This window comes from Chelativorans sp. (assembly GCF_031180965.1).
In the GTDB taxonomy this organism is placed as follows: domain Bacteria; phylum Pseudomonadota; class Alphaproteobacteria; order Rhizobiales; family Rhizobiaceae; genus Chelativorans.
Genome location: NZ_JAPSLH010000021.1, coordinates 19,830 through 38,048, shown reverse-complemented (window position 1 = coordinate 38,048; position 18,219 = coordinate 19,830). Strand labels below are relative to the sequence as shown.

Here is an 18,219-nt window from a genome sequence, read left to right as displayed (position 1 = left end):
GACCGGACTCTCGTGCTATCGGGGACCGGAATCGCCGATTCCTCGCGCTGAATCAGCAGCTTGCGAGCCCCGTAACTTATCTAACCTAGATTCCTTCGGAATCTTTCTAACGGAAGCCGCTTTTTCGCGCCATGTGGACGAGTCCCCGATCGCCGGGAGCCCGTCATGATCGTCGCGCTCCTCAACCAGAAGGGTGGCGTCGGCAAGACGACGCTGGCGCTGCATCTCGCCGGCGAATGGGCTCGGCATGGGCAGCGCGTCACCCTGATCGACGCCGACCCCCAAGGCTCGGCTCTGGACTGGTCGCAGCAGCGTAGCCGAGAGGGATTGGAGCGGCTGTTCGGTGTCGTCGGACTTGCCCGCGACACCCTGCATCGCGAGGCGCCCGAGCTGGCCCGTGATGCGGACCATGTCGTTATCGATGGGCCGCCACGCGTCGCCGGTCTCATGCGCTCGGCGCTGCTCGCCGCCGATCTCGTGCTGATCCCGGTGCAGCCGTCGCCCCTCGATGGCTGGGCGTCGGCCGAGATGCTGGCGCTGCTCGGTGAAGCGCGCATCTATCGCCCGCAGCTTGCCGCTCGTTTCGTGCTGAACCGATGCGCGGCCCGCACTGTGCTGGCGCGCGAAACCGCCGAGACGCTCGCCGATCACGATCCGCCATTGCTCGCGACCACCATCGGTCAGCGCATCGTCTTCGCCGATGTCGTGCAGACCGGACGGATCGCTGCCGAGCAGGACGAGGATTGCCCTGGCGCGCGGGAGATCGCCGCGCTCGCGGCCGAAGTCGCGAGGATCGGCGCATGAGCGAACGATCCCCCAAGCGCGGCTTCGCATCTCGTCCCGGCGATGCCGAGAGCTGGATCAAGGCGCCCGATCGCCAGACGCAGCCACCTCAGGCCGCCCACGAGTTCTCGGCCAGGCTGACCATCGATGTCACCGCCGACATGCGCGGCCGGATCAAGATCGCGGCCTTTCAGCGGGGCCAGACGGTCGCCGACATGCTGCGCGCGCTGTTCGAGCGCGAATTCCCACCAGCCCAAGGAGACGCCCAATGACCGGCCTTGCCGCCGCATCCACGCGCGCCGGCCGCGCCGCCGGTTTGACGCTCGACGATCTCACCCAGGTCGAGCTCGTCTGGATCGAGAAGCAAGTCGAGCACTGGATCCGCTTCGGCCGCGAGGTGCGCGAAAAGGTCCTAGACCGCCGCCGTCGCATCCTCTTCTTTCCTCCCGGCTCGGTCTTCGCACTCGTACGCTGGGCCGCGAACGAGCACGGCACCGTGCTCTCGCGGCTCGACATACTCCGCGCGGTCGGTGCCGGCGAAGTCTGCCAGACGATCCCGACCGTGACGCCCGGCGGCGACATCCTGCTGCGCGTCGATGCTTGGCCGACGGTGAAGCGCATGCTCCAGCTCATCGACGCGATCGAGGCGATCGGCATCGATTCCGCCGAGGTCTCGCCCGATCACTGGCGGCACGTACATAACCGCCTTGCCGCCGGCGAGACGCCGCGCGCCTACTCAATGCAGCGCCATCGCGCCTTCCTTCTGCGCCGGGAGATCGGCGCATGACCCGGCTTGCCTACGCCATCACCACGACGGCGGCAGTGTCGTTACTCGGTATCCTGTCGCTCGTTTCCTTCGCGCCGAAGCTGGTCTGGAACGCGTCGGCCAGCACGCCGATCGGCCTCTATACCATCGAGCCAGACCCGTCCCCGGAAGCCGCTGATCTGGTCGCTGTACGCGCGCCCGAACCGCTTTCGAGCTTCCTCGCCGAGGGCGGTTATCTGCCGCGCGGTGTACCGCTGATGAAGCGCGTCGTGGCGCTCCCTGGCCAGCGGGTTTGCAGGACGGGCCTCGCGATTACCGTCGACACCGTGCCGATGGGCGAGGCGCTCGATCGCGATCGTCGCGGCAATCCGCTGCCCGTCTGGCAGGGCTGCCGCGTCGTCGCCGAGGGCGAACTGTTCCTCATGAACTGGGAAGTGCGCGACAGCCTCGACGGCCGCTACTTCGGCCCGCTTCCCGCCTCCGCCGTGATCGGCCGGGCCATCCCTCTCTACACCGACGAGGACGGCGACGGCCGCTTCGTCTGGCGCGCGTCGACGCGGTGACGGCGTGCCCAATCCCAATCTCACCGCAAATTCACGGAGGCAATCATGTCCCTGATCGGTCAGTTCACCTGCGACGACAGCGGCTTCGTCGGTCACTTGGAAACACTCCTGCTGCACCAAGACATCATCATCATTCCTGCCGATCACTCCGACGCCGAGAATGCGCCGGATTTCCGCGTCCACGTCTTCGACAGCATGCACAACGAACCCGGCGCCGAGATCGGCGCGGGCTGGAAACGCACCGGCGAGAAGGCCGGCGACTACGTCTCGTTGCAGCTCGACGATCCGACCTTCAGCCAGCCGATCCGCGCTAACCTGTTCCAGTCGGCCGACGATAAGGTCTCCTGGGGTCTGCACTGGAACCGCCCGCCGAAGCGCGGCGAGCGGGACTGAGCGATGCAAGTCCACCGCCATCGCGCTGTCGCCGGACGGTTTCCCACCGTCCGGCGCACAGCCATCCTTCTCCTTTCCGGCCTGCTCATCCCCCTTGCGCCTGCCGTTTCGGCCGCAGCCCAGGACACGCCGGTGCAGCGCACTTCACCCAGCGATCCCTATGCCGGCCATATCGCAGAGGCAGCGCGCCGGTTCGGCATCCCGGAGGCGTGGATTCGCGCCGTCATGCGCGTCGAAAGCCGCGGTGATGTGCGCGCGATCTCGCACAAAGGCGCAATAGGGCTGATGCAGGTCATGCCCGCAACCTGGGCGGATCTGCGCGCTCGCCACAGTCTCGGCGGCGATCCCTTCGACCCGCGCGACAACATCATGGCGGGCGCAGCATACCTGCGCGCGATGCACGATCAGTACGGCTCGCCGGGCTTTCTCGCTGCCTACAATGCCGGTCCCGGCCGCTACGAGGAATATCGCACGACCGGTCGCCCATTGCCTGCCGAAACGCGCGCCTATGTCGCCGCTCTCGCGCCGATCATTGGCGGCGTCGACCTTGCTGCTCCCGTCACCGTGGCGACCGCCGATCCACTCGCCTGGACCCGCGCACCGCTCTTCATCGTGCAGGTCGATAGCAGGCCGCGTGCAGATCAGCCGCAGCCCGACGGCGATCCCGTTGCACCATCTGCGCCGGAGTCCGTGCGCGATCCAACGCCGCCTGCACCGCGTTCGGATGGCCTCTTCGTGGCGCGAACCGACAGTGCGAGGCCGCAATGATCGACTTCGCACTCTCTGCGGTATTGTCGGGCTCTGGCGTGGAATTGGCGTCAGAAGCGGGAAGAGCAGTCACCACAACCGCACGATGGCAGGATAAAGGGCCGCGATGTGCGGCTTTGGGCGGTTGTGGTTTTTCAAGGGGTTATGGCGCGTTTGCGCGAGGTGCGCCTGATCGGCGCAGCCTGCGCGCGCGGCGTTTTCCCAACAATCTCCTCGGCGTTACGCGATGTGCGGAGCCACGCCCATGAGCGCCGAGGACGATTTCCGCATCCGGCCAGGGCGCATCCGCTCGACCCGCGCCCAGCAAGTCAGGCCCTTCATCGCGCAGGCGCTTGCTGCCGCGCAGAAGGCCGGCGGCGCGGTGTCCCGGCGAGGAAGGATCGGCCCCGGCAACCGCTCGCGCTTTGGTCGCGGCCAGCGTGCGGCGGTGCAGGCCAACCGGCTGTTGACGGCCCGCTCGCGTGGCGCGGTCGTCAAGGCCCGCGTCGTGCGGCAGGGTGGACGCAATGCGCCGCTCGGCACCCACCTCACCTATCTGCGCCGCGAGGGCGTGACCCGGGATGGAGAGAAGGCCCGGCTGTTCGGTCCCGGCGGGGATGACGCCGATCCCAAAACGTTCGCGGAGCGGTGCGAGGACGACCGGCATCATTTCCGTTTCATCGTGTCGCCCGACGACGCGGTGGAGATGCCGGACCTCAAGAGCTTCACCCGCGAGCTGGTCGGGCAGATGGAGAAGGATCTCGGCACGAGGCTCGACTGGGTCGCCGTCGATCATTGGAACACAGAGCATCCGCATGTGCATCTGATCGTGCGCGGCGTCCGCGACGACGGCGAGAACCTCGTGATCGCGCGGGACTACATCAAGGAGGGCATGCGTGACCGGGCGCGGGATCTCATCACGCAGGAGTTGGGACCGCGCACCGATCACCAAATCCGCCGGACCATCGAGCGCCAGGTCGAGTCCGAGCGCTGGACCAATCTCGATCGTCAGCTCGCGCGCGACGCCTACAGGACCGGTGTCGTCGACCTCGCCCCGCATCCGGACCGGCAGCCCGATGAATTTCACGCACTGAAGGTCGGGCGACTTCGCAAGCTCGAAGGGCTCGGCCTCGCCGACGAGACCGGTCCCGGTCAATGGACGATTTCGGAGAAGGCTGAGGCGACGTTGCGCGAGCTCGGCGAGCGCGGCGACATCATCAAGCGCATGCACCGCGCGCTGACCGACCGCGGCATCGAGCGCGGCGCACCAAGCTATGTGCTCGCCGGCGAGAGCCTGAACGACCCCATTGTCGGCCGGCTCGTGGCGCGAGGCCTCGACGACGAACTCAAGGGCACCGCCTACGCCGTCGTCGACGGGGTCGACGGCCGCACCCACCACATCAAGCTGCCCGACCTCGAGGCCGCCGGCGACAGCGCGCCGGGCTCGATCGTCGAGCTGCGCAGGTTCGACGATGCGCGGGGGCAGCGGCGCGTGGCGCTTGCTGTCCGCTCGGATCTCGACATCGCTGCCCAGGTCATCGCAATCGGCGCGACCTGGCTCGACCGGCAGGCAATCGCCCGCGAACCTGTGGCGCTTGGCGGCGGCGGCTTCGGCGCCGAGGTGCGCGAGGCGATGGACCGCCGGGCGGAACATCTGATCGAGCAGCGCCTGGCCGAACGCCACGGCCGCAACGTCATCTTCTCCCGCAACCTCATCGACATGCTGCGTCAGCGCGAAATCGAAGCGATCGGCGAGAAGCTCGCGGCCGAAACAGGCCGCCCGTTCGCCAAGGCCGGGGCCGGGGAATATGTCGCCGGCGCCTACCGGCAGCGGATCGCGCTCGCCTCCGGCCGCTTCGCCATGATCGACGACGGTCTCGGCTTTCAGCTCGTGCCTTGGTCGCCTTCCCTCGACCGCCATCTCGGCCAGCATGTCTCCGGCGTCGCCCGCAGCGACGGCGGCGTCGATTGGAATTTCGGCCGCAAGCGCGGTCTCGGCCTGTAGCCGCAATCAGAAAGGAGCCGCGCCATGTCCGCGACGAAAATCCTCTGGGGCCAGATCCTCACCGTCTTCACGATCGTGCTGCTCACGACCTGGGCGGCGACGCAATGGACCGCGTGGCGGCTCGGCTTCCAGGCCCAGCTCGGGTCTGCGTGGTTCGAAATTGCCGGTTGGCCAATCTACTACCCGCCCGCCTTCTTCTGGTGGTGGTACTTCTACGACGCCTACGCGCCGCCGATCTTCGTCGAGGGCGCGTTGATCGCAGCGTCCGGCGGTTTCATCTCCATCGCTGTCGCCATCGGCATGTCGGTTTGGCGGGCGCGGGAGGCGAAAAATGTCGCGACCTATGGTTCGGCCCGCTGGGCGCAGGTCGATGAAGTTCGTGCGGCCGGTCTACTCGGTCCCGATGGCGTCGTGCTCGGCAAGCTCGATCGCGAGTATCTGCGCCATGACGGACCCGAGCATGTGCTCTGCTTCGCACCGACACGCTCGGGAAAGGGTGTCGGCCTGGTCGTGCCCTCGCTCCTGACCTGGCCGGGCTCGGCAATCGTCCATGACATCAAAGGCGAGAACTGGACGCTGACGGCGGGCTTCCGCTCCCGGCACGGGCGCGTGCTGCTGTTCGATCCGACCAATCCGAAGTCGGCCGCATACAATCCGCTGCTGGAGGTCCGCAAAGGGGAATGGGAGGTCCGCGACGTACAAAATATCGCCGACATCCTGGTCGATCCGGAAGGCAGCCTCGAGAAGCGGAACCACTGGGAGAAAACCAGTCACGCGCTCCTGGTCGGCGCGATCCTCCATGTCCTCTACGCCGAGGCCGACAAGACGCTCGCCGGAGTCGCCGCTTTTCTGTCCGATCCGAAACGACCAATCGGGTCAACGCTAGCCGCGATGATGAAAACGGCCCATCTGGGCGAGGCCGGTCCGCACCCTGTCATCGCCAGCGCCGCGCGCGAGCTCCTGAACAAGTCGGACAATGAGCGGTCGGGCGTGCTCTCGACCGCGATGTCATTCCTCGGTCTCTACCGCGATCCGGTCGTCGCGGAGGTGACCCGACACTGTGATTGGCGCATCACCGACATCGTCGGCAGCAGGCCTCCGACGACGCTCTACCTCGTCGTGCCGCCCTCCGACATCAACCGCACCAAGCCGCTGATCCGCCTGATCCTCAACCAGATCGGGCGGCGCCTAACCGAGGACCTGCAGGCAAAGGGTGGGCGGCACCGACTGCTGCTCCTGCTTGACGAGTTCCCGGCGCTCGGCCGCCTCGACTTCTTCGAGTCCGCCCTGGCCTTCATGGCGGGCTATGGCCTCAAGAGCTTTCTGATCGCACAATCGCTCAATCAGATCGAGAAGGCCTACGGGCCCAATAACTCGATCCTCGACAACTGCCACGTCCGGGTGAGCTTCGCCACGAACGACGAACGGACGGCCAAGCGAGTCTCGGATGCGCTTGGGACCGCAACCGAGATGCGGGCGATGAAGAACTACGCTGGTCACCGCTTGTCCCCCTGGCTCGGCCACATGATGGTGTCGCGATCCGAGACCGCCCGCCAGTTGCTCACGCCCGGCGAGATCATGCAGCTCCCGCCGGCCGATGAGATCGTCATGGTGGCAGGTACGCCGCCGATCCGGGCGAAGAAAGCGCGCTACTATGAGGACCGGCGGTTTCAGGAGCGAATCCTGCCGCCGCCAGCGCACGTCAGATCCACGACGGCATCGACCGACGACTGGAGCAAACTGGCCGTGCCGCCGGCGCCGGAGATCCTGGCCGCGGCGAAGGCAGCCAGCCGCAATGACGAGGACACCACGGAATCCGAGCGCCGCCACCAACCTGAACTGAACCGCTTGCAACCGATCGAGAAGAAAGTGCCGATCGAGAACGAGTTCGAGATCGACCCGGCCGACGACATCGACGACGACGTCGCTCGCAGCCGCCGCATGCGCGATGCCATGCGGCAGGTCGCACGCCAGGCTTCGCTCGATTCCGGCGACGGAATTGAGTTGTAGGACCCGCGCCATGACGAAATCACCGAAGAAACAACGGCTGTCCGTGTATCTTGAGCCTGAGGTCATGAAGGCTCTTTCGGCCCATGCAGTCCGGCGCGGGCACTCCCTGTCTCTGGTCGCCGAAGCCGGGATTGCATCTTTCCTGTCACCTGACGCGGCCGAACGCCAGGAGGCGGCGATTACCAAACGGCTCGATCAACTCGACCGACGGATGACGCGCATGGAACGCGACCTGGGTATTGCCGTCGAGACGCTGGCGATCTTCGTTCGCTTCTGGCTTCAGACGACGCCGGCCCTCCCGGAGCCGGCAGCTCAGGCCGCGCGCGCCAAAGCAGCAGAGCGTTACAATGCATTCGTGGCCGCGCTCGGCCGCCGGCTCGCTAACGGGCCGAAGCTGCGTCAGGAGATTTCCGAGGACGTCGATCCCGCGCGCGACGCTGACTAGCGCGAGCAGACCGGAACCGGGGCGGCTATGCCCTACAATGCGCCTCTGGGTGTTCCGCTGAGTGGCCGACCCGATCCTCACCGCAATCCGGCTTCAATTGACGCCGCTTCGCTCTTTCAGCCAGCCTTCGAACTGCGCAACATTAAGAACAGCGTAGTCTACAACCGCTTCATAGACGAGAGCACTTGGAACTCTGTTTTTGTTTTGCTGTCCGGAATTCAACGCGCTTTTGATCGCCAGTATTATGCGCCGGTTCTCCTCAGTCAGCCGCGGCAATAAGGTCTTGAGATGGGTGAGATCTGGCTGCCTTTCAGGTTCATCCACCAGCCAGATATCGATTGTCCACATCGCTCGATCCTTCCCTCGAACGGAAAGCCACAGATACAGACCGTCTGGATATTTTTCCGGGTCAGCATTCCACGTCCCAGTGTCGTTTCGGTAGCGCACTTCCATGACCTGCTCTGTCATCGACATGAGGCGCGCGCCAACAAGCGCAAAAGCGTCGGTCGTTGGGGCATCAATTTTGGAACATGTGACCGTAATGTCGATGTCGCGCCGTACCATCAACCCCATAGCGGAACTTCCGACACGGGTTACTTTTCCCAAGCTGGACAGCATTTCATCCAAATGAAGATCTCGCACCAGGACGTCAGATTCGGACTGAAGTGTGTGTTGGATTTCCAAAGCGTCAGGCATTTGTTCCTCTTGCGTGGTCATATGGGTGCCGCACGGCCTTGAGGGAGCATCCTGCCGACAAGCAAAGGCCAGTGGTGGGCCGCGTCACATCTGCGTGGACCGGAGCTAGTTCAGTAAGCGAAGAATGCATGTTTCTGAAGCACTCGGTAGTCCCACACCGTCGCGATCGGTGCACTAGCGGCCGATAGGCCGAATTCGGCCACGCAGGAGTCCGTGGCCGAAAGATCCTCGCCGCCGCCAACTCAAATATATGGACTGGTTGACCTCATCATTCCCGAACATCGACCGCTACTCACTTCCGCCGTTTCCCTGTCTTTGTCCGCCACAGTACGACGACCACATTTCGGTTGTTGATCTGCCCTGAATTCTGCCTCTTCTACTCAACCCCGATCCAGGGCCGCGCATCGCGGGCCCGCACGAGAACGGGGACGACGTGGCGGCAACTCACCAGAAATCGGAGGCGATCGTTCGCGGTGCGCGCATGCTGCGCACCGCCCTGGGACCGGCGATTGCGCAGTTTCTGGAAGACCCAGTTGTCGTCGAGGTGATGCTCAACCCCGATGGGCGGCTCTGGATCGACCGGCTTTCCGAGGGCTTGGCTGACACGGGTGAGCGGCTGTCGCCGGCCGATGGGGAACGCATCGTTCGTCTCGTCGCGCACCATGTCGGCGCGGAGGTTCATCCCCGCGCCCCACGAGTTTCGGCCGAGTTACCGGAAACGGGAGAGCGGTTCGAGGGCCTGCTCCCGCCGGTCGTCGCCGCGCCGGCCTTCGCGATCCGAAAGCCCGCCGTCGCCGTCTTCACCCTCGACGACTATGTCGCGGCCGGCATCATGCTCGAGGGCCAAGCGGAGGCGCTGCGCGTTGCCGTCGCCGGGCGGCGTAACATCCTCGTTGCCGGCGGGACGTCCACCGGCAAGACCACGCTCACCAACGCGCTGCTCGCTGAAGTGTCGAAGACCTCCGACCGTGTGGTGCTGATCGAGGACACTCGCGAGCTGCAATGCGCAGCGCCGAACCTCGTCGCCATGCGCACCAAGGACGGCGTTGCCTCGCTGTCCGATCTCGTGCGGTCCTCGCTGCGCCTGCGCCCCGATCGCATTCCGATCGGAGAGGTGCGTGGCGCCGAGGCGCTCGACCTCCTCAAAGCATGGGGCACAGGGCATCCCGGCGGCATCGGCACCATCCACGCCGGCACCGCCACCGGCGCACTGCGGCGCCTCGAGCAGCTCATCCAGGAAGCCGTCGTCACCGTTCCACGCGCCCTGATCGCCGAGACCATCGATCTCGTGGCCGTGCTCTCGGGCCGCGGAACCTCGCGCCGCCTCGCCGAGCTCGCCTGGGTCGAAGGGCTCGGCGCCGACGGCGACTACCGCGTCATCCCCGCCAGCCAGCACCCCGCAGGAGATCCGTCATGATCCAGCATGCCATGCGCATCCGCCGCCATCTCGTGACGGCGGCTTCGGTCACCTTCCTCAGCCTGGCGCTCGCGCCTGCCGCCCACGCCTCCGGTTCGTCCATGCCCTGGGAGCAACCGCTGCAGCAAATCCTGCAGTCTATCGAAGGGCCGGTCGCCAAGATCATCGCGGTGATCATCATCATCGTTACCGGCCTGACGCTCGCCTTCGGGGACACGAGCGGCGGCTTCCGACGCCTCATCCAGATCGTCTTCGGCCTGTCGATCGCCTTCGCAGCGTCGAGCTTCTTCCTGTCGTTCTTCTCATTCGGCGGCGGCGCGCTGGTCTGATGGCGACGTCGGCTGACACTGCAGCCGAGATTCCCGGCTTCTCCGTGCCGGTCCATCGGGCGCTCACCGAGCATATCTTGCTCGGCGGCGCGCCACGCTCGATCGCTATCCTGAACGGGACGCTGGCGGCGGCGCTCGGTCTCGGCCTGCGCCTCTGGCTCGTCGGCCTCGGCCTCTGGGCTATCGGTCACTTCGCTGCCGTCTGGGCAGCCAAACGCGATCCACAGTTCGTCGATGTGGTGCGCCGGCATCTGCGCATCCCCGGCCACCTGTCGGTTTAATGGGACGCGGCCATGATGAACCTCGCCGAATATCGCAACCGCAACACCCGGCTCGCCGACTTCCTCCCCTGGGCCGCACTGGTCGGCAAAGGCGTCGTCCTCAACAAGGACGGCAGCCTGCAACGCACCGCCCGGTTTCGGGGCCCCGACCTCGACAGCGCCGTGCCTGCCGAGCTGATCGCGGTCGCCGGACGGCTCAATAACGCCTTCCGCCGCCTCGGCTCGGGCTGGGCGATCTTCGTCGAGGCACAGCGGCACGGCGCCGCGACCTACCCCGACAGCATCTTCGCCGACAGCGCCTCCGCGCTGGTCGACGCCGAACGCAAAGCGGATTTCGAGGAAGCCGGCGCGCATTTCGAGTCGAGCTACTTCCTGACCTTTCTCTATCTGCCCCCAGCCGAAGATGCCGCCCGCGCCGAAACTTGGCTCTACGAAGGACGCGATCACGCCGGCGTCGATGCCCACGAAGTCCTGCGCGGCTTCACCGATCGCACCGATCGCATCCTCCAGCTTATCGACGCCTTCATGCCGGAATGCGCCTGGCTCGATGACGCCGAGACGCTGACCTTCCTGCATTCGACGGTCTCGACGAAACGCCATCGCGTCCGGGTGCCCGAGACGCCGGTCTATCTCGATGCACTGCTGGCCGATCAGCCGCTCACCGGCGGGCTCGAGCCGCGCCTTGGCGACACGCATCTGCGCATCCTCACCATCGTCGGCTTTCCGACCGCGACCACGCCCGGCATCCTCGACGAGCTCAATCGTCTGGCCTTTCCCTATCGCTGGTCGACCCGGGCCGTCCTGCTCGACAAGACCGACGCCACCAAGCTGCTGACCAAGATCCGGCGGCAATGGTTCGCCAAGCGCAAGTCGATCGCGGCCATCCTCAAGGAGGTGATGACCAACGAGGCGTCAGTGCTGGTCGACACCGACGCCGCGAACAAGGCCGCCGACGCGGATATGGCGCTCCAGGAACTGGGCGCCGACTATGCTGGGCAAGCCTATGTGACGGCAACGATCACTGTCTGGGACGAGGATCCGCGGATCGCCGCCGAGAAGCTGCGACTCGTCGAGAAGGTCATCCAGGGCCGCGACTTCACCGCCATGCCCGAGACCATCAACGCCGTCGACGCCTGGCTCGGCAGCCTGCCCGGGCACGCCTACGCCAATGTCCGGCAACCTCCGATCAACACACTCAATCTCGCCCACATGATTCCGCTCTCGGCGGTATGGGCGGGACCGGAACGGGATGAGCATCTGGCAGGGCCCCCACTGCTCTTCGGCAAGACCGAAGGCTCGACCCCGTTCCGGCTTTCCATCCATGTCGGCGATGTCGGCCACACGCTGATCGTCGGCCCGACCGGCGCTGGCAAGTCGGTGCTGCTGGCGCTGATGGCGCTGCAGTTCCGGCGCTACCGGCGATCTCAGGTCTTCGCCTTCGACTTTGGCGGCTCGATCCGCGCTGCGGCCCTTGCCATGCGCGGCGACTGGCACGATCTCGGCGGCGGCCTGACTGATGGCGCGGACGAAAGCGTATCGCTGCAACCGCTGGCGCGGATCGACGATGTGGCCGAGCGCGCCTGGGCGGCCGACTGGCTGACGGCGATCCTCGGGCGCGAAAGTGTCACCATCACACCAGAGGTGAAGGAGCATCTCTGGTCGGCGCTCTCGTCGCTCGCCTCAGCACCGATTGGCGAACGCACGCTGACGGGCCTGTCGGTCCTGCTGCAGTCCAATGATCTCAAGCAGGCGCTGCGGCCCTACTGCGTCGGCGGTCCCTATGGCCGGTTGCTCGATGCCGAAGCCGAACATCTTGGGCAAGCCTCGGTCCAGGCGTTCGAAACCGAAGGACTGATCGGCACCGGCGCAGCGGCCGCGGTGCTCGCCTATCTGTTTCATCGCATCGAGGACCGTCTCGACGGTCGGCCGACGCTGCTGATCGTCGATGAGGGCTGGCTCGCGCTCGACGACGAAGGGTTCGCGGGGCAGCTCCGCGAATGGCTCAAAACGCTGCGCAAGAAGAACGCCAGCGTCATCTTCGCCACTCAGTCGCTGTCGGACATCGACGGCTCGGCCATCGCGCCCGCCATCATCGAGAGCTGCCAGACCCGCATCCTGCTGCCGAACGAGCGGGCCATCGAGCCGCAGATCACCGCGATCTATCGCCGCTTCGGGTTGAACGATCGCCAGATCGAGATCCTCGCCCGGGCCATGCCCAAGCGCGACTATTACTGCCAGTCGCGGTGCGGCAATCGCCTGTTCGAGCTTGGCCTGTCGGATGTGGCGCTCGCCCTCTGCGCAACATCCTCAAAGACCGATCAGGCTGCGATCGCGCAAACCGTTGCGGCCCACGGACGGGAAGACTTCCTTGCGGCCTGGTTGCGTCAGCGCGGCCTCGATTGGGCTGCCGACCTCATTCCTAACCTCAATAATCTGGAGACATCATCATGAACCCGCGCCGTTCGCGCGGCGTGCGCCTTGCTGCCGCGCTGCTCACCGCTTCCGTCGCCACGATCCCCTTCCTGGCCGCTCCTGCCCACGCCCAATTCGGTCGCATCGTCTACGATCCGACAAATTATGCCCAGAACCTGCTCTCGGCATCCCGCGCGCTGCAGCAGATCAACAACCAGATCACCTCGCTTCAGAACGAAGCCCAGATGCTCATCAATCAGGCGCGAAACCTCGCGAGCCTTCCGCATTCCTCGCTTCAGCAGCTCCAGCAATCAGTCCAGCGCACCCAGCAGCTCCTCGGCCAAGCGCAGCGTATCGCCTACGACGTTCAGAACGTCGATCAGGCGTTCCGGACAACCTATGGCAACGCCTCCATGTCGGCCTCCGATCAGCAGCTAGTCGCTCAGGCGCGCGACCGCTGGCAGAACACGGTCGGCGGTCTGCAGGATGCTATGCGCGTCCAGGCCGGCGTAGTCGGCAACATCGACACAAACCGGAACCAGATGTCGGCCCTCGTCGGCCAGAGCCAGGGCGCAACCGGTGCGTTGCAGGCGACCCAGGCCGGCAACCAGCTTCTCGCGCTGCAGGCCCAGCAGTTGGTCGATCTCACCGCGGTCGTCGCCGCGAACGGCCGCGCGCAGGCGCTGAGCGAAGCCGAACGTGCCGCCGCCGCCGAGCAAGGACGTGAACAGCGTCGGCGCTTCCTGACGCCCGGCAGCGGCTATCAGCCAGGCAATGCCCGGATGTTCCCCAACAACGGCAACTGAGGGGCGCTCCTATGGACGGCAAGGTGCTCGCGCGGATCGGCGCCATCGTCTTCGTCGCAGTCGCCATTACCGCGGCCGCGATCGAAATGAACCGGAAAGAGGAGCCGGCCGAGAACTGGACTTCCGGCCGGCCAAGCGCTGCTCCGACCGATCCGCTTCGTGACGAACTGCTGCGCTGCCAGGCACTCGGCGAGGCCGGTCCACAAGATCCTGGCTGCCGGCGCGCGTGGGCGGAGAACCGCCAGCGATTCCTGGCGCCCGGTGCACGGTCGGCCGAACGACTACCCGGCGCACCTCAGGTGCCGCGAGTCCCCGCGCCGTCACAGCCCGCTGAAGGGCAATAGGACCATGGGCAACACCGGCGTTATCGATCATTTCCTAGAGGTCTTCACCCGCTACATCGACGGCGGCTTTGGCCTGCTCGGGGGTGAAGTGGCGTTCATCGCCACCACCCTGATTGTTATCGACGTGACGCTGGCAGCACTGTTCTGGTCGTGGGGCGCCGACGACGACATCATGGCGCGCCTGGTCAAGAAGACGCTGTTCGTCGGCGTGTTCGCCTACATCATCGGCAACTGGAACAACCTTGCTCGCATCGTCTTCGAGAGCTTCGCCGGCCTCGGCCTGAAGGCATCTGGCACGGGTTTCACCACGGCGGATCTCCTGCGCCCTGGGAAGGTCGCACAGACCGGCCTCGATGCCGGCCGTCCGCTGCTCGACTCTATTTCCAGCCTGATGGGCTACTGGTCCTTTTTCGAGAACTTCATTCAGATCGCCTGCATGTTCCTCGCCTGGGCGCTCGTACTGCTCGCCTTCTTCATCCTCGCCATCCAGCTCTTCGTCACGCTGATCGAGTTCAAGCTGACCACGCTAGCCGGCTTCGTCCTCATCCCCTTCGGCCTGTTCGGCAAATCCGCCTTCATGGCCGAGCGCGTGCTCGGTAACGTCATCTCCTCGGGGATCAAGGTTCTGGTCCTCGCCGTCATCATCGGAATCGGCTCGACCCTCTTCTCCGAATTTACCTCCGGCTTCGGTGGCCAGAGCCCCTCGATCGACGAGGCAATGGCGATCGTGCTTGCCGCGCTGTCGCTCCTCGGCCTCGGCATCTTTGGCCCCGGCATCGCCAGCGGAATCGTCTCGGGCGGCCCGCAGCTCGGTGCTGGGGCGGCCGTTGGTACGGGTCTCGCTGCAGGCGGCTTGGTCGCAGTCGGTGCCGGCGCGGTCGGCGCGGTTGCATCAGGCGGTGCGGCGCTTGCTGGAGGCGCTGCCGCCGCTGCGCGGGGTGGCGCCGCGATCACGGGCGGAGCGTTTACTGCTTACAGCATCGGGGCGGCCGGCCAGTCGGGCGCCGCTGGTATCGCGTCAGGTCTCGGCGGTGTTGCCCGCGCCGGCGGCAGCGCAGCTGTCTCACCGCTTCGCCGTGCGGCCTCACGCGCCTCCGAAAGCATGCGCGCGAGCTTCAATGCCGGCAGCAAGGCGGCGTTTGAAGCCACCGGAGGCTCCTCGTCGATGGGGACTGTCGGCGGTGACGCTGCCGGAGATCACGGCGGCTCGGCCGCCGCCGCTGCTGGTGGCCCACCCGAATGGGCGCAGCGCATGCGTCGCTCCCAACGCATCACCCATGCCGTTCAGGCGACGGCGCATGCCATCCGCTCTGGTGACGCCCATGGCGGCGGCTCTTCAGTCAACCTGTCCCAAGGCGATCGTTGATGTTTAAACGTCCTTCCACCCATTACGGCAAAGCGCCCGAACCCGAGACCCCTTATCAGCGCGCTGCGCAGGTGTGGGATGAGCGCATCGGATCGGCCCGCGTCCAGGCTCGTAACTGGCGCTTCACGGCTTTCGGCTCGCTGATCCTGTCCGCGGGCTTCGCGACCGCGCTTGTCTGGCAATCGGCGCGTGGCACCGTTGTGCCCTGGGTCGTGCAGGTCGACCAGCTCGGTCAGGCGCAAGCCGTGGCGCCGGCCGATGCTGCTTATCAACCGACAGATCCGCAGATCGCCTTCCACCTTGCGCGGTTCATCGAGCAGGTCCGCTCGATTCCGTCCGACGCCATCATCGTTCGGCAGAACTGGCTGCGCGCCTACGAATTCACCACCGATCGCGGTGCCGCAGCGCTCAACGACTACGCCCGCGCCAACGACCCCTTCATCAAAGTCGGCCGCCAGCAGGTCGCCGTCGAAGTATCCAGCGTCATCCGCGCGTCCCCGAACAGCTTCCGCGTCGCCTGGACGGAGCGCCACTACGAGAACGGTCAGCTTGCCACGACCGAACGCTGGACCGCGATCCTGACAATCGCGATCCAGACGCCGCGCAATGCCGAGCGCCTGAGGGCGAACCCGCTCGGCATCTACGTCAATGCCATCAACTGGTCGCGGGAGATGGGCCAATGAACGGGCATCATTCCCGCAAAACCGGTCAGCCGCTTTTCCGAAAATCCGCATTTGCGGTAGTGCTGCTTTCCGCCACCGCGCTCGCCGGCTGCGCCACGGCGCCGAAGCCGCCCCAGATCAGCTACGACGCCGATGTTCCACCATTGCCGGCCCTACCGGCAGCCGTCACGGACGAGCGGCCCCGCCCGCTGCACATTCCTCCGGCATGGACGCCGGCGCGGGGTGGAACCGCAGCAACCACGGCCGCAGGGCGTGTACAGAACGCCAATGCTGCCGCGCGGGTCGAGCCGCGCCGTGAAGGCTACTACAATTCAATCCAGATCTATCCCTGGAGCGAAGGGGCGCTCTATCAGGTCTATGCGGCGCCTGGGCAGATCACCAATATCGCGCTCGAGCCCGGCGAAAGCCTGACCGGTGCCGGCCCGATAGCGGCCGGGGACACCGCACGCTGGATCATCGGCGATACCGAGAGCGGTAGCGGCGTGACCCGGCGAGTCCATGTTCTGGTCAAGCCCACTCGGCCGGACCTCTCCACCAACCTCGTCATCACCACCGACCGGCGCATCTACATGATCGAGCTGCGCTCGGGCGAGCGGCCCTATATGCCGGCTGTCGCCTGGGCCTATCCCCAGCCGCCGGCGTCGCAGCGGCAGACCGTTCCTGCAACGCCGGTCATCCCGGCGATCGCCGCACGCAACTACCGCTATGGTCTGACCGGCGACACGCCGCCTTGGCGGCCAGTCTCGGTCTACGATGATGGCCGGCACGTCTATGTCGAGTTCCCCCGCGGCATCGTGCAGGGCGAGATGCCGCCGCTCTTCGCCATCGGCGCCGACGGCGAGGCTCAGATCGTCAACAGCCGCATCCACCAGAACATCCTGATCGTCGACCGGCTCTTCGGCGCCGCCGAGCTCCGGCTCGGCAGCGGAGAGCGCCAGCAGACCGTCAGGATCATCCGGACCGATGGGAGGCCCTCGTCATGAGCGAGAACGAAGCCAAGGCAGAAGGCGATCTCCCGCTGACGGGATCTCCGTCACCATCGGCGGCATCGATGCGGCTCCGCTCAGACCCGCCCCGCGTCACACGGGTTTCGCGAAAAGTGCTGGCGGGCCTGGGCCTGATCGCCTCCGTCGGCCTCGGCGGCGCGCTGATCTATGCGCTCCAGACGCGCGACGCCGGCAGGACCAGCGAAGAGCTCTATTCGACGGAAAATCGGCCGACAGCGGACGGCCTCGCCGGGCTGCCGCGCGACTATACCGGTCCTGTGCTCGGTCCGCCCCTGCCAGGCGATCTCGGACGCCCGATCCTCGATGCGCAGAACCGCGGCCAACCCGTCGTGCCGCCACCTGTCGCGACGCCCGCGATAGACCCAGAGGAACAACGCAGGCTGGCCGAGGAGGAAGCGGCGCGGACCTCACGCGTGTTCTTCCAGACCGAGACGAGAACGGCGGCCGCGCCGGGAATCAGCGGCGGCGCAACCGCGCTTCCTGGCCTGGCTGGTCTTGGCATGCCGGGGCAATCCGCCCCGACCGCACAGGATCGCCAAGTGGCCTTCCTCAGCGCCGGCGTCGATCGCCGAACCGTCGCGCCCGACCGCGTGGTGCCGCCCGCGTCACCTTACGTCCTGCAGGCCGGCGCCGTTATCCCTGCCGCGCTGATCACCGGCATCAGGTCCGATCTGCCGGGGCAGATCACGGCTCAGGTCACGGAGAGCATTTATGACAGCCCGACCGGGCGCCTCCTGCTCGTCCCGCAAGGCACCCGCATCATCGGCGAGTACAGCAACGATGTCGGCTTCGGTCAGCGCCGCATCCTGCTCGTCTGGAACCGGCTGATCTTCCCCAACGGCCGCTCGATCGTGCTGGAGCGCCAGCCCGGCGCGGACACTCAGGGTTATGCCGGTCTTGAAGACGGCGTCGACTATCACTGGTGGGATCTGGCCAAGGCGGCGGGTCTCTCGACCCTGCTGAGCATCGGCGCCGAACTCGCCACGAACGATGAGGACCGCCTGATCCAGGCGATCCGCGACGGCGGCCAGGACACCATCAACGATGCGGGACAGCAAATCGTCCGCCGCCAGCTCAACGTCGCGCCAACCCTCACGATCCGGCCCGGTTTTCCCGTGCGCGTAATCGTGACGCGCGATCTCGTCATCGAGCCATTTGGAGGGTGA

General features: G+C 66.2%; 20 protein-coding genes. 19 read left to right on the top strand and 1 reads right to left on the bottom strand.

Annotated elements, in window-relative coordinates:
* Positions 1-165 precede the first annotated feature (165 nt).
* The 9 genes from parA to RIN79_RS15375 all read left to right on the top strand — a co-directional run bounded on the left by parA (position 166) and on the right by RIN79_RS15375 (position 7,712).
* A complete protein-coding gene (gene parA / locus RIN79_RS15415; RefSeq protein WP_309085561.1) occupies positions 166-804 on the top strand; it encodes a ParA family partition ATPase in 639 nt (212 codons plus the stop codon).
* Positions 801-1,055, top strand: a complete 255-nt coding sequence (locus RIN79_RS15410; protein ID WP_309085560.1) for a hypothetical protein — start codon at positions 801-803, stop codon at positions 1,053-1,055. The genes parA and RIN79_RS15410 overlap by 4 nt, the downstream gene beginning before the upstream one ends.
* Positions 1,052-1,570 carry a DUF2840 domain-containing protein gene (locus RIN79_RS15405; protein WP_309085559.1) on the top strand — a complete coding sequence of 173 codons (519 nt, stop codon included), beginning with the start codon at positions 1,052-1,054 and terminating at the stop codon, positions 1,568-1,570. Before RIN79_RS15410 ends, RIN79_RS15405 begins: the two co-directional genes overlap by 4 nt.
* Positions 1,567-2,112, top strand: a complete 546-nt coding sequence (locus RIN79_RS15400) for a S26 family signal peptidase (protein WP_309085558.1) — start codon at positions 1,567-1,569, stop codon at positions 2,110-2,112. The genes RIN79_RS15405 and RIN79_RS15400 overlap by 4 nt, the downstream gene beginning before the upstream one ends.
* 45 nt (positions 2,113-2,157) lie before the next feature.
* Positions 2,158-2,505: a DUF736 domain-containing protein gene (locus tag RIN79_RS15395; RefSeq protein ID WP_309085557.1), complete on the top strand. Its 348-nt coding sequence runs from the start codon at positions 2,158-2,160 to the stop codon at positions 2,503-2,505.
* 3 nt (positions 2,506-2,508) lie between these two features.
* On the top strand, positions 2,509-3,273 hold the full coding sequence (locus RIN79_RS15390; RefSeq protein WP_309085556.1) for a lytic transglycosylase domain-containing protein: 765 nt from the start codon (positions 2,509-2,511) through the stop codon (positions 3,271-3,273).
* A gap of 244 nt (positions 3,274-3,517) precedes the next feature.
* A complete protein-coding gene (locus RIN79_RS15385; RefSeq protein WP_309085555.1) occupies positions 3,518-5,257 on the top strand; it encodes a DUF3363 domain-containing protein in 1,740 nt (579 codons plus the stop codon).
* A 24-nt stretch (positions 5,258-5,281) separates the two neighbouring features.
* Complete coding sequence (locus tag RIN79_RS15380; RefSeq protein ID WP_309085554.1) at positions 5,282-7,267, top strand: conjugal transfer protein TraG; 1,986 nt, start codon at positions 5,282-5,284, stop codon at positions 7,265-7,267.
* 10 nt (positions 7,268-7,277) lie between these two features.
* A complete protein-coding gene (locus tag RIN79_RS15375) occupies positions 7,278-7,712 on the top strand; it encodes a CopG family transcriptional regulator (RefSeq protein WP_309085553.1) in 435 nt (144 codons plus the stop codon).
* Between the two features lie 93 nt (positions 7,713-7,805).
* On the opposite strand, the gene RIN79_RS15370 is transcribed toward RIN79_RS15375, so the two are convergent.
* Positions 7,806-8,408, bottom strand: coding sequence for a hypothetical protein (locus RIN79_RS15370; protein ID WP_309085552.1), 603 nt, complete (start codon positions 8,406-8,408; stop codon positions 7,806-7,808).
* 433 nt (positions 8,409-8,841) lie between these two features.
* Between RIN79_RS15370 and trbB the strand changes: the two genes are divergently transcribed.
* Genes trbB through RIN79_RS15320 form a run of 10 tightly spaced genes read left to right on the top strand, consistent with a single transcriptional unit; the run spans position 8,842 to position 18,219 of the window.
* Positions 8,842-9,825: a P-type conjugative transfer ATPase TrbB gene (gene trbB, locus RIN79_RS15365; RefSeq protein WP_309085551.1), complete on the top strand. Its 984-nt coding sequence runs from the start codon at positions 8,842-8,844 to the stop codon at positions 9,823-9,825.
* Positions 9,822-10,154 carry a TrbC/VirB2 family protein gene (locus RIN79_RS15360; RefSeq protein ID WP_309085550.1) on the top strand — a complete coding sequence of 111 codons (333 nt, stop codon included), beginning with the start codon at positions 9,822-9,824 and terminating at the stop codon, positions 10,152-10,154. Before trbB ends, RIN79_RS15360 begins: the two co-directional genes overlap by 4 nt.
* On the top strand, positions 10,154-10,435 hold the full coding sequence (locus RIN79_RS15355; RefSeq protein WP_309085549.1) for a VirB3 family type IV secretion system protein: 282 nt from the start codon (positions 10,154-10,156) through the stop codon (positions 10,433-10,435). The genes RIN79_RS15360 and RIN79_RS15355 overlap by 1 nt, the downstream gene beginning before the upstream one ends.
* Before the next feature lie 12 nt (positions 10,436-10,447).
* Positions 10,448-12,886: a conjugal transfer protein TrbE gene (gene trbE / locus RIN79_RS15350; protein ID WP_309085548.1), complete on the top strand. Its 2,439-nt coding sequence runs from the start codon at positions 10,448-10,450 to the stop codon at positions 12,884-12,886.
* On the top strand, positions 12,883-13,653 hold the full coding sequence (gene trbJ / locus RIN79_RS15345) for a P-type conjugative transfer protein TrbJ (RefSeq protein WP_309085547.1): 771 nt from the start codon (positions 12,883-12,885) through the stop codon (positions 13,651-13,653). The genes trbE and trbJ overlap by 4 nt, the downstream gene beginning before the upstream one ends.
* 11 nt (positions 13,654-13,664) lie before the next feature.
* Positions 13,665-13,997: a putative entry exclusion protein TrbK-alt gene (gene trbK-alt / locus RIN79_RS15340; RefSeq protein ID WP_309085546.1), complete on the top strand. Its 333-nt coding sequence runs from the start codon at positions 13,665-13,667 to the stop codon at positions 13,995-13,997.
* A 4-nt stretch (positions 13,998-14,001) separates the two neighbouring features.
* Complete coding sequence (gene trbL, locus RIN79_RS15335) at positions 14,002-15,363, top strand: P-type conjugative transfer protein TrbL (RefSeq protein WP_309085545.1); 1,362 nt, start codon at positions 14,002-14,004, stop codon at positions 15,361-15,363.
* A complete protein-coding gene (trbF, locus tag RIN79_RS15330) occupies positions 15,363-16,046 on the top strand; it encodes a conjugal transfer protein TrbF (protein WP_309085544.1) in 684 nt (227 codons plus the stop codon). Before trbL ends, trbF begins: the two co-directional genes overlap by 1 nt.
* The gene (gene trbG / locus RIN79_RS15325; RefSeq protein ID WP_309085543.1) at positions 16,043-17,029 is read left to right on the top strand and encodes a P-type conjugative transfer protein TrbG; all 987 of its coding nucleotides are present in this window, start codon (positions 16,043-16,045) and stop codon (positions 17,027-17,029) included. The genes trbF and trbG overlap by 4 nt, the downstream gene beginning before the upstream one ends.
* A complete protein-coding gene (locus tag RIN79_RS15320) occupies positions 17,026-18,219 on the top strand; it encodes a TrbI/VirB10 family protein (protein ID WP_309085542.1) in 1,194 nt (397 codons plus the stop codon). Before trbG ends, RIN79_RS15320 begins: the two co-directional genes overlap by 4 nt.

Bases quoted from the DNA above. Each gene is read 5' to 3' on its own strand.
- parA (WP_309085561.1), top strand. From the start codon at position 166: ATGATCGTCGCGCTCCTCAACCAGAAGGGTGGCGTCGGCAAGACGACG.
- RIN79_RS15410 (WP_309085560.1), top strand. From the start codon at position 801: ATGAGCGAACGATCCCCCAAGCGCGGCTTCGCATCTCGTCCCGGCGAT.
- RIN79_RS15405 (WP_309085559.1), top strand. From the start codon at position 1,052: ATGACCGGCCTTGCCGCCGCATCCACGCGCGCCGGCCGCGCCGCCGGT.
- RIN79_RS15400 (WP_309085558.1), top strand. From the start codon at position 1,567: ATGACCCGGCTTGCCTACGCCATCACCACGACGGCGGCAGTGTCGTTA.
- RIN79_RS15395 (WP_309085557.1), top strand. From the start codon at position 2,158: ATGTCCCTGATCGGTCAGTTCACCTGCGACGACAGCGGCTTCGTCGGT.
- RIN79_RS15390 (WP_309085556.1), top strand. From the start codon at position 2,509: ATGCAAGTCCACCGCCATCGCGCTGTCGCCGGACGGTTTCCCACCGTC.
- RIN79_RS15385 (WP_309085555.1), top strand. From the start codon at position 3,518: ATGAGCGCCGAGGACGATTTCCGCATCCGGCCAGGGCGCATCCGCTCG.
- RIN79_RS15380 (WP_309085554.1), top strand. From the start codon at position 5,282: ATGTCCGCGACGAAAATCCTCTGGGGCCAGATCCTCACCGTCTTCACG.
- RIN79_RS15375 (WP_309085553.1), top strand. From the start codon at position 7,278: ATGACGAAATCACCGAAGAAACAACGGCTGTCCGTGTATCTTGAGCCT.
- RIN79_RS15370 (WP_309085552.1), bottom strand. From the start codon at position 8,408: ATGCCTGACGCTTTGGAAATCCAACACACACTTCAGTCCGAATCTGAC.
- RIN79_RS15360 (WP_309085550.1), top strand. From the start codon at position 9,822: ATGATCCAGCATGCCATGCGCATCCGCCGCCATCTCGTGACGGCGGCT.
- RIN79_RS15355 (WP_309085549.1), top strand. From the start codon at position 10,154: ATGGCGACGTCGGCTGACACTGCAGCCGAGATTCCCGGCTTCTCCGTG.
- trbE (WP_309085548.1), top strand. From the start codon at position 10,448: ATGATGAACCTCGCCGAATATCGCAACCGCAACACCCGGCTCGCCGAC.
- trbJ (WP_309085547.1), top strand. From the start codon at position 12,883: ATGAACCCGCGCCGTTCGCGCGGCGTGCGCCTTGCTGCCGCGCTGCTC.
- trbK-alt (WP_309085546.1), top strand. From the start codon at position 13,665: ATGGACGGCAAGGTGCTCGCGCGGATCGGCGCCATCGTCTTCGTCGCA.
- trbL (WP_309085545.1), top strand. From the start codon at position 14,002: ATGGGCAACACCGGCGTTATCGATCATTTCCTAGAGGTCTTCACCCGC.
- trbF (WP_309085544.1), top strand. From the start codon at position 15,363: ATGTTTAAACGTCCTTCCACCCATTACGGCAAAGCGCCCGAACCCGAG.
- trbG (WP_309085543.1), top strand. From the start codon at position 16,043: ATGAACGGGCATCATTCCCGCAAAACCGGTCAGCCGCTTTTCCGAAAA.
- RIN79_RS15320 (WP_309085542.1), top strand. From the start codon at position 17,026: ATGAGCGAGAACGAAGCCAAGGCAGAAGGCGATCTCCCGCTGACGGGA.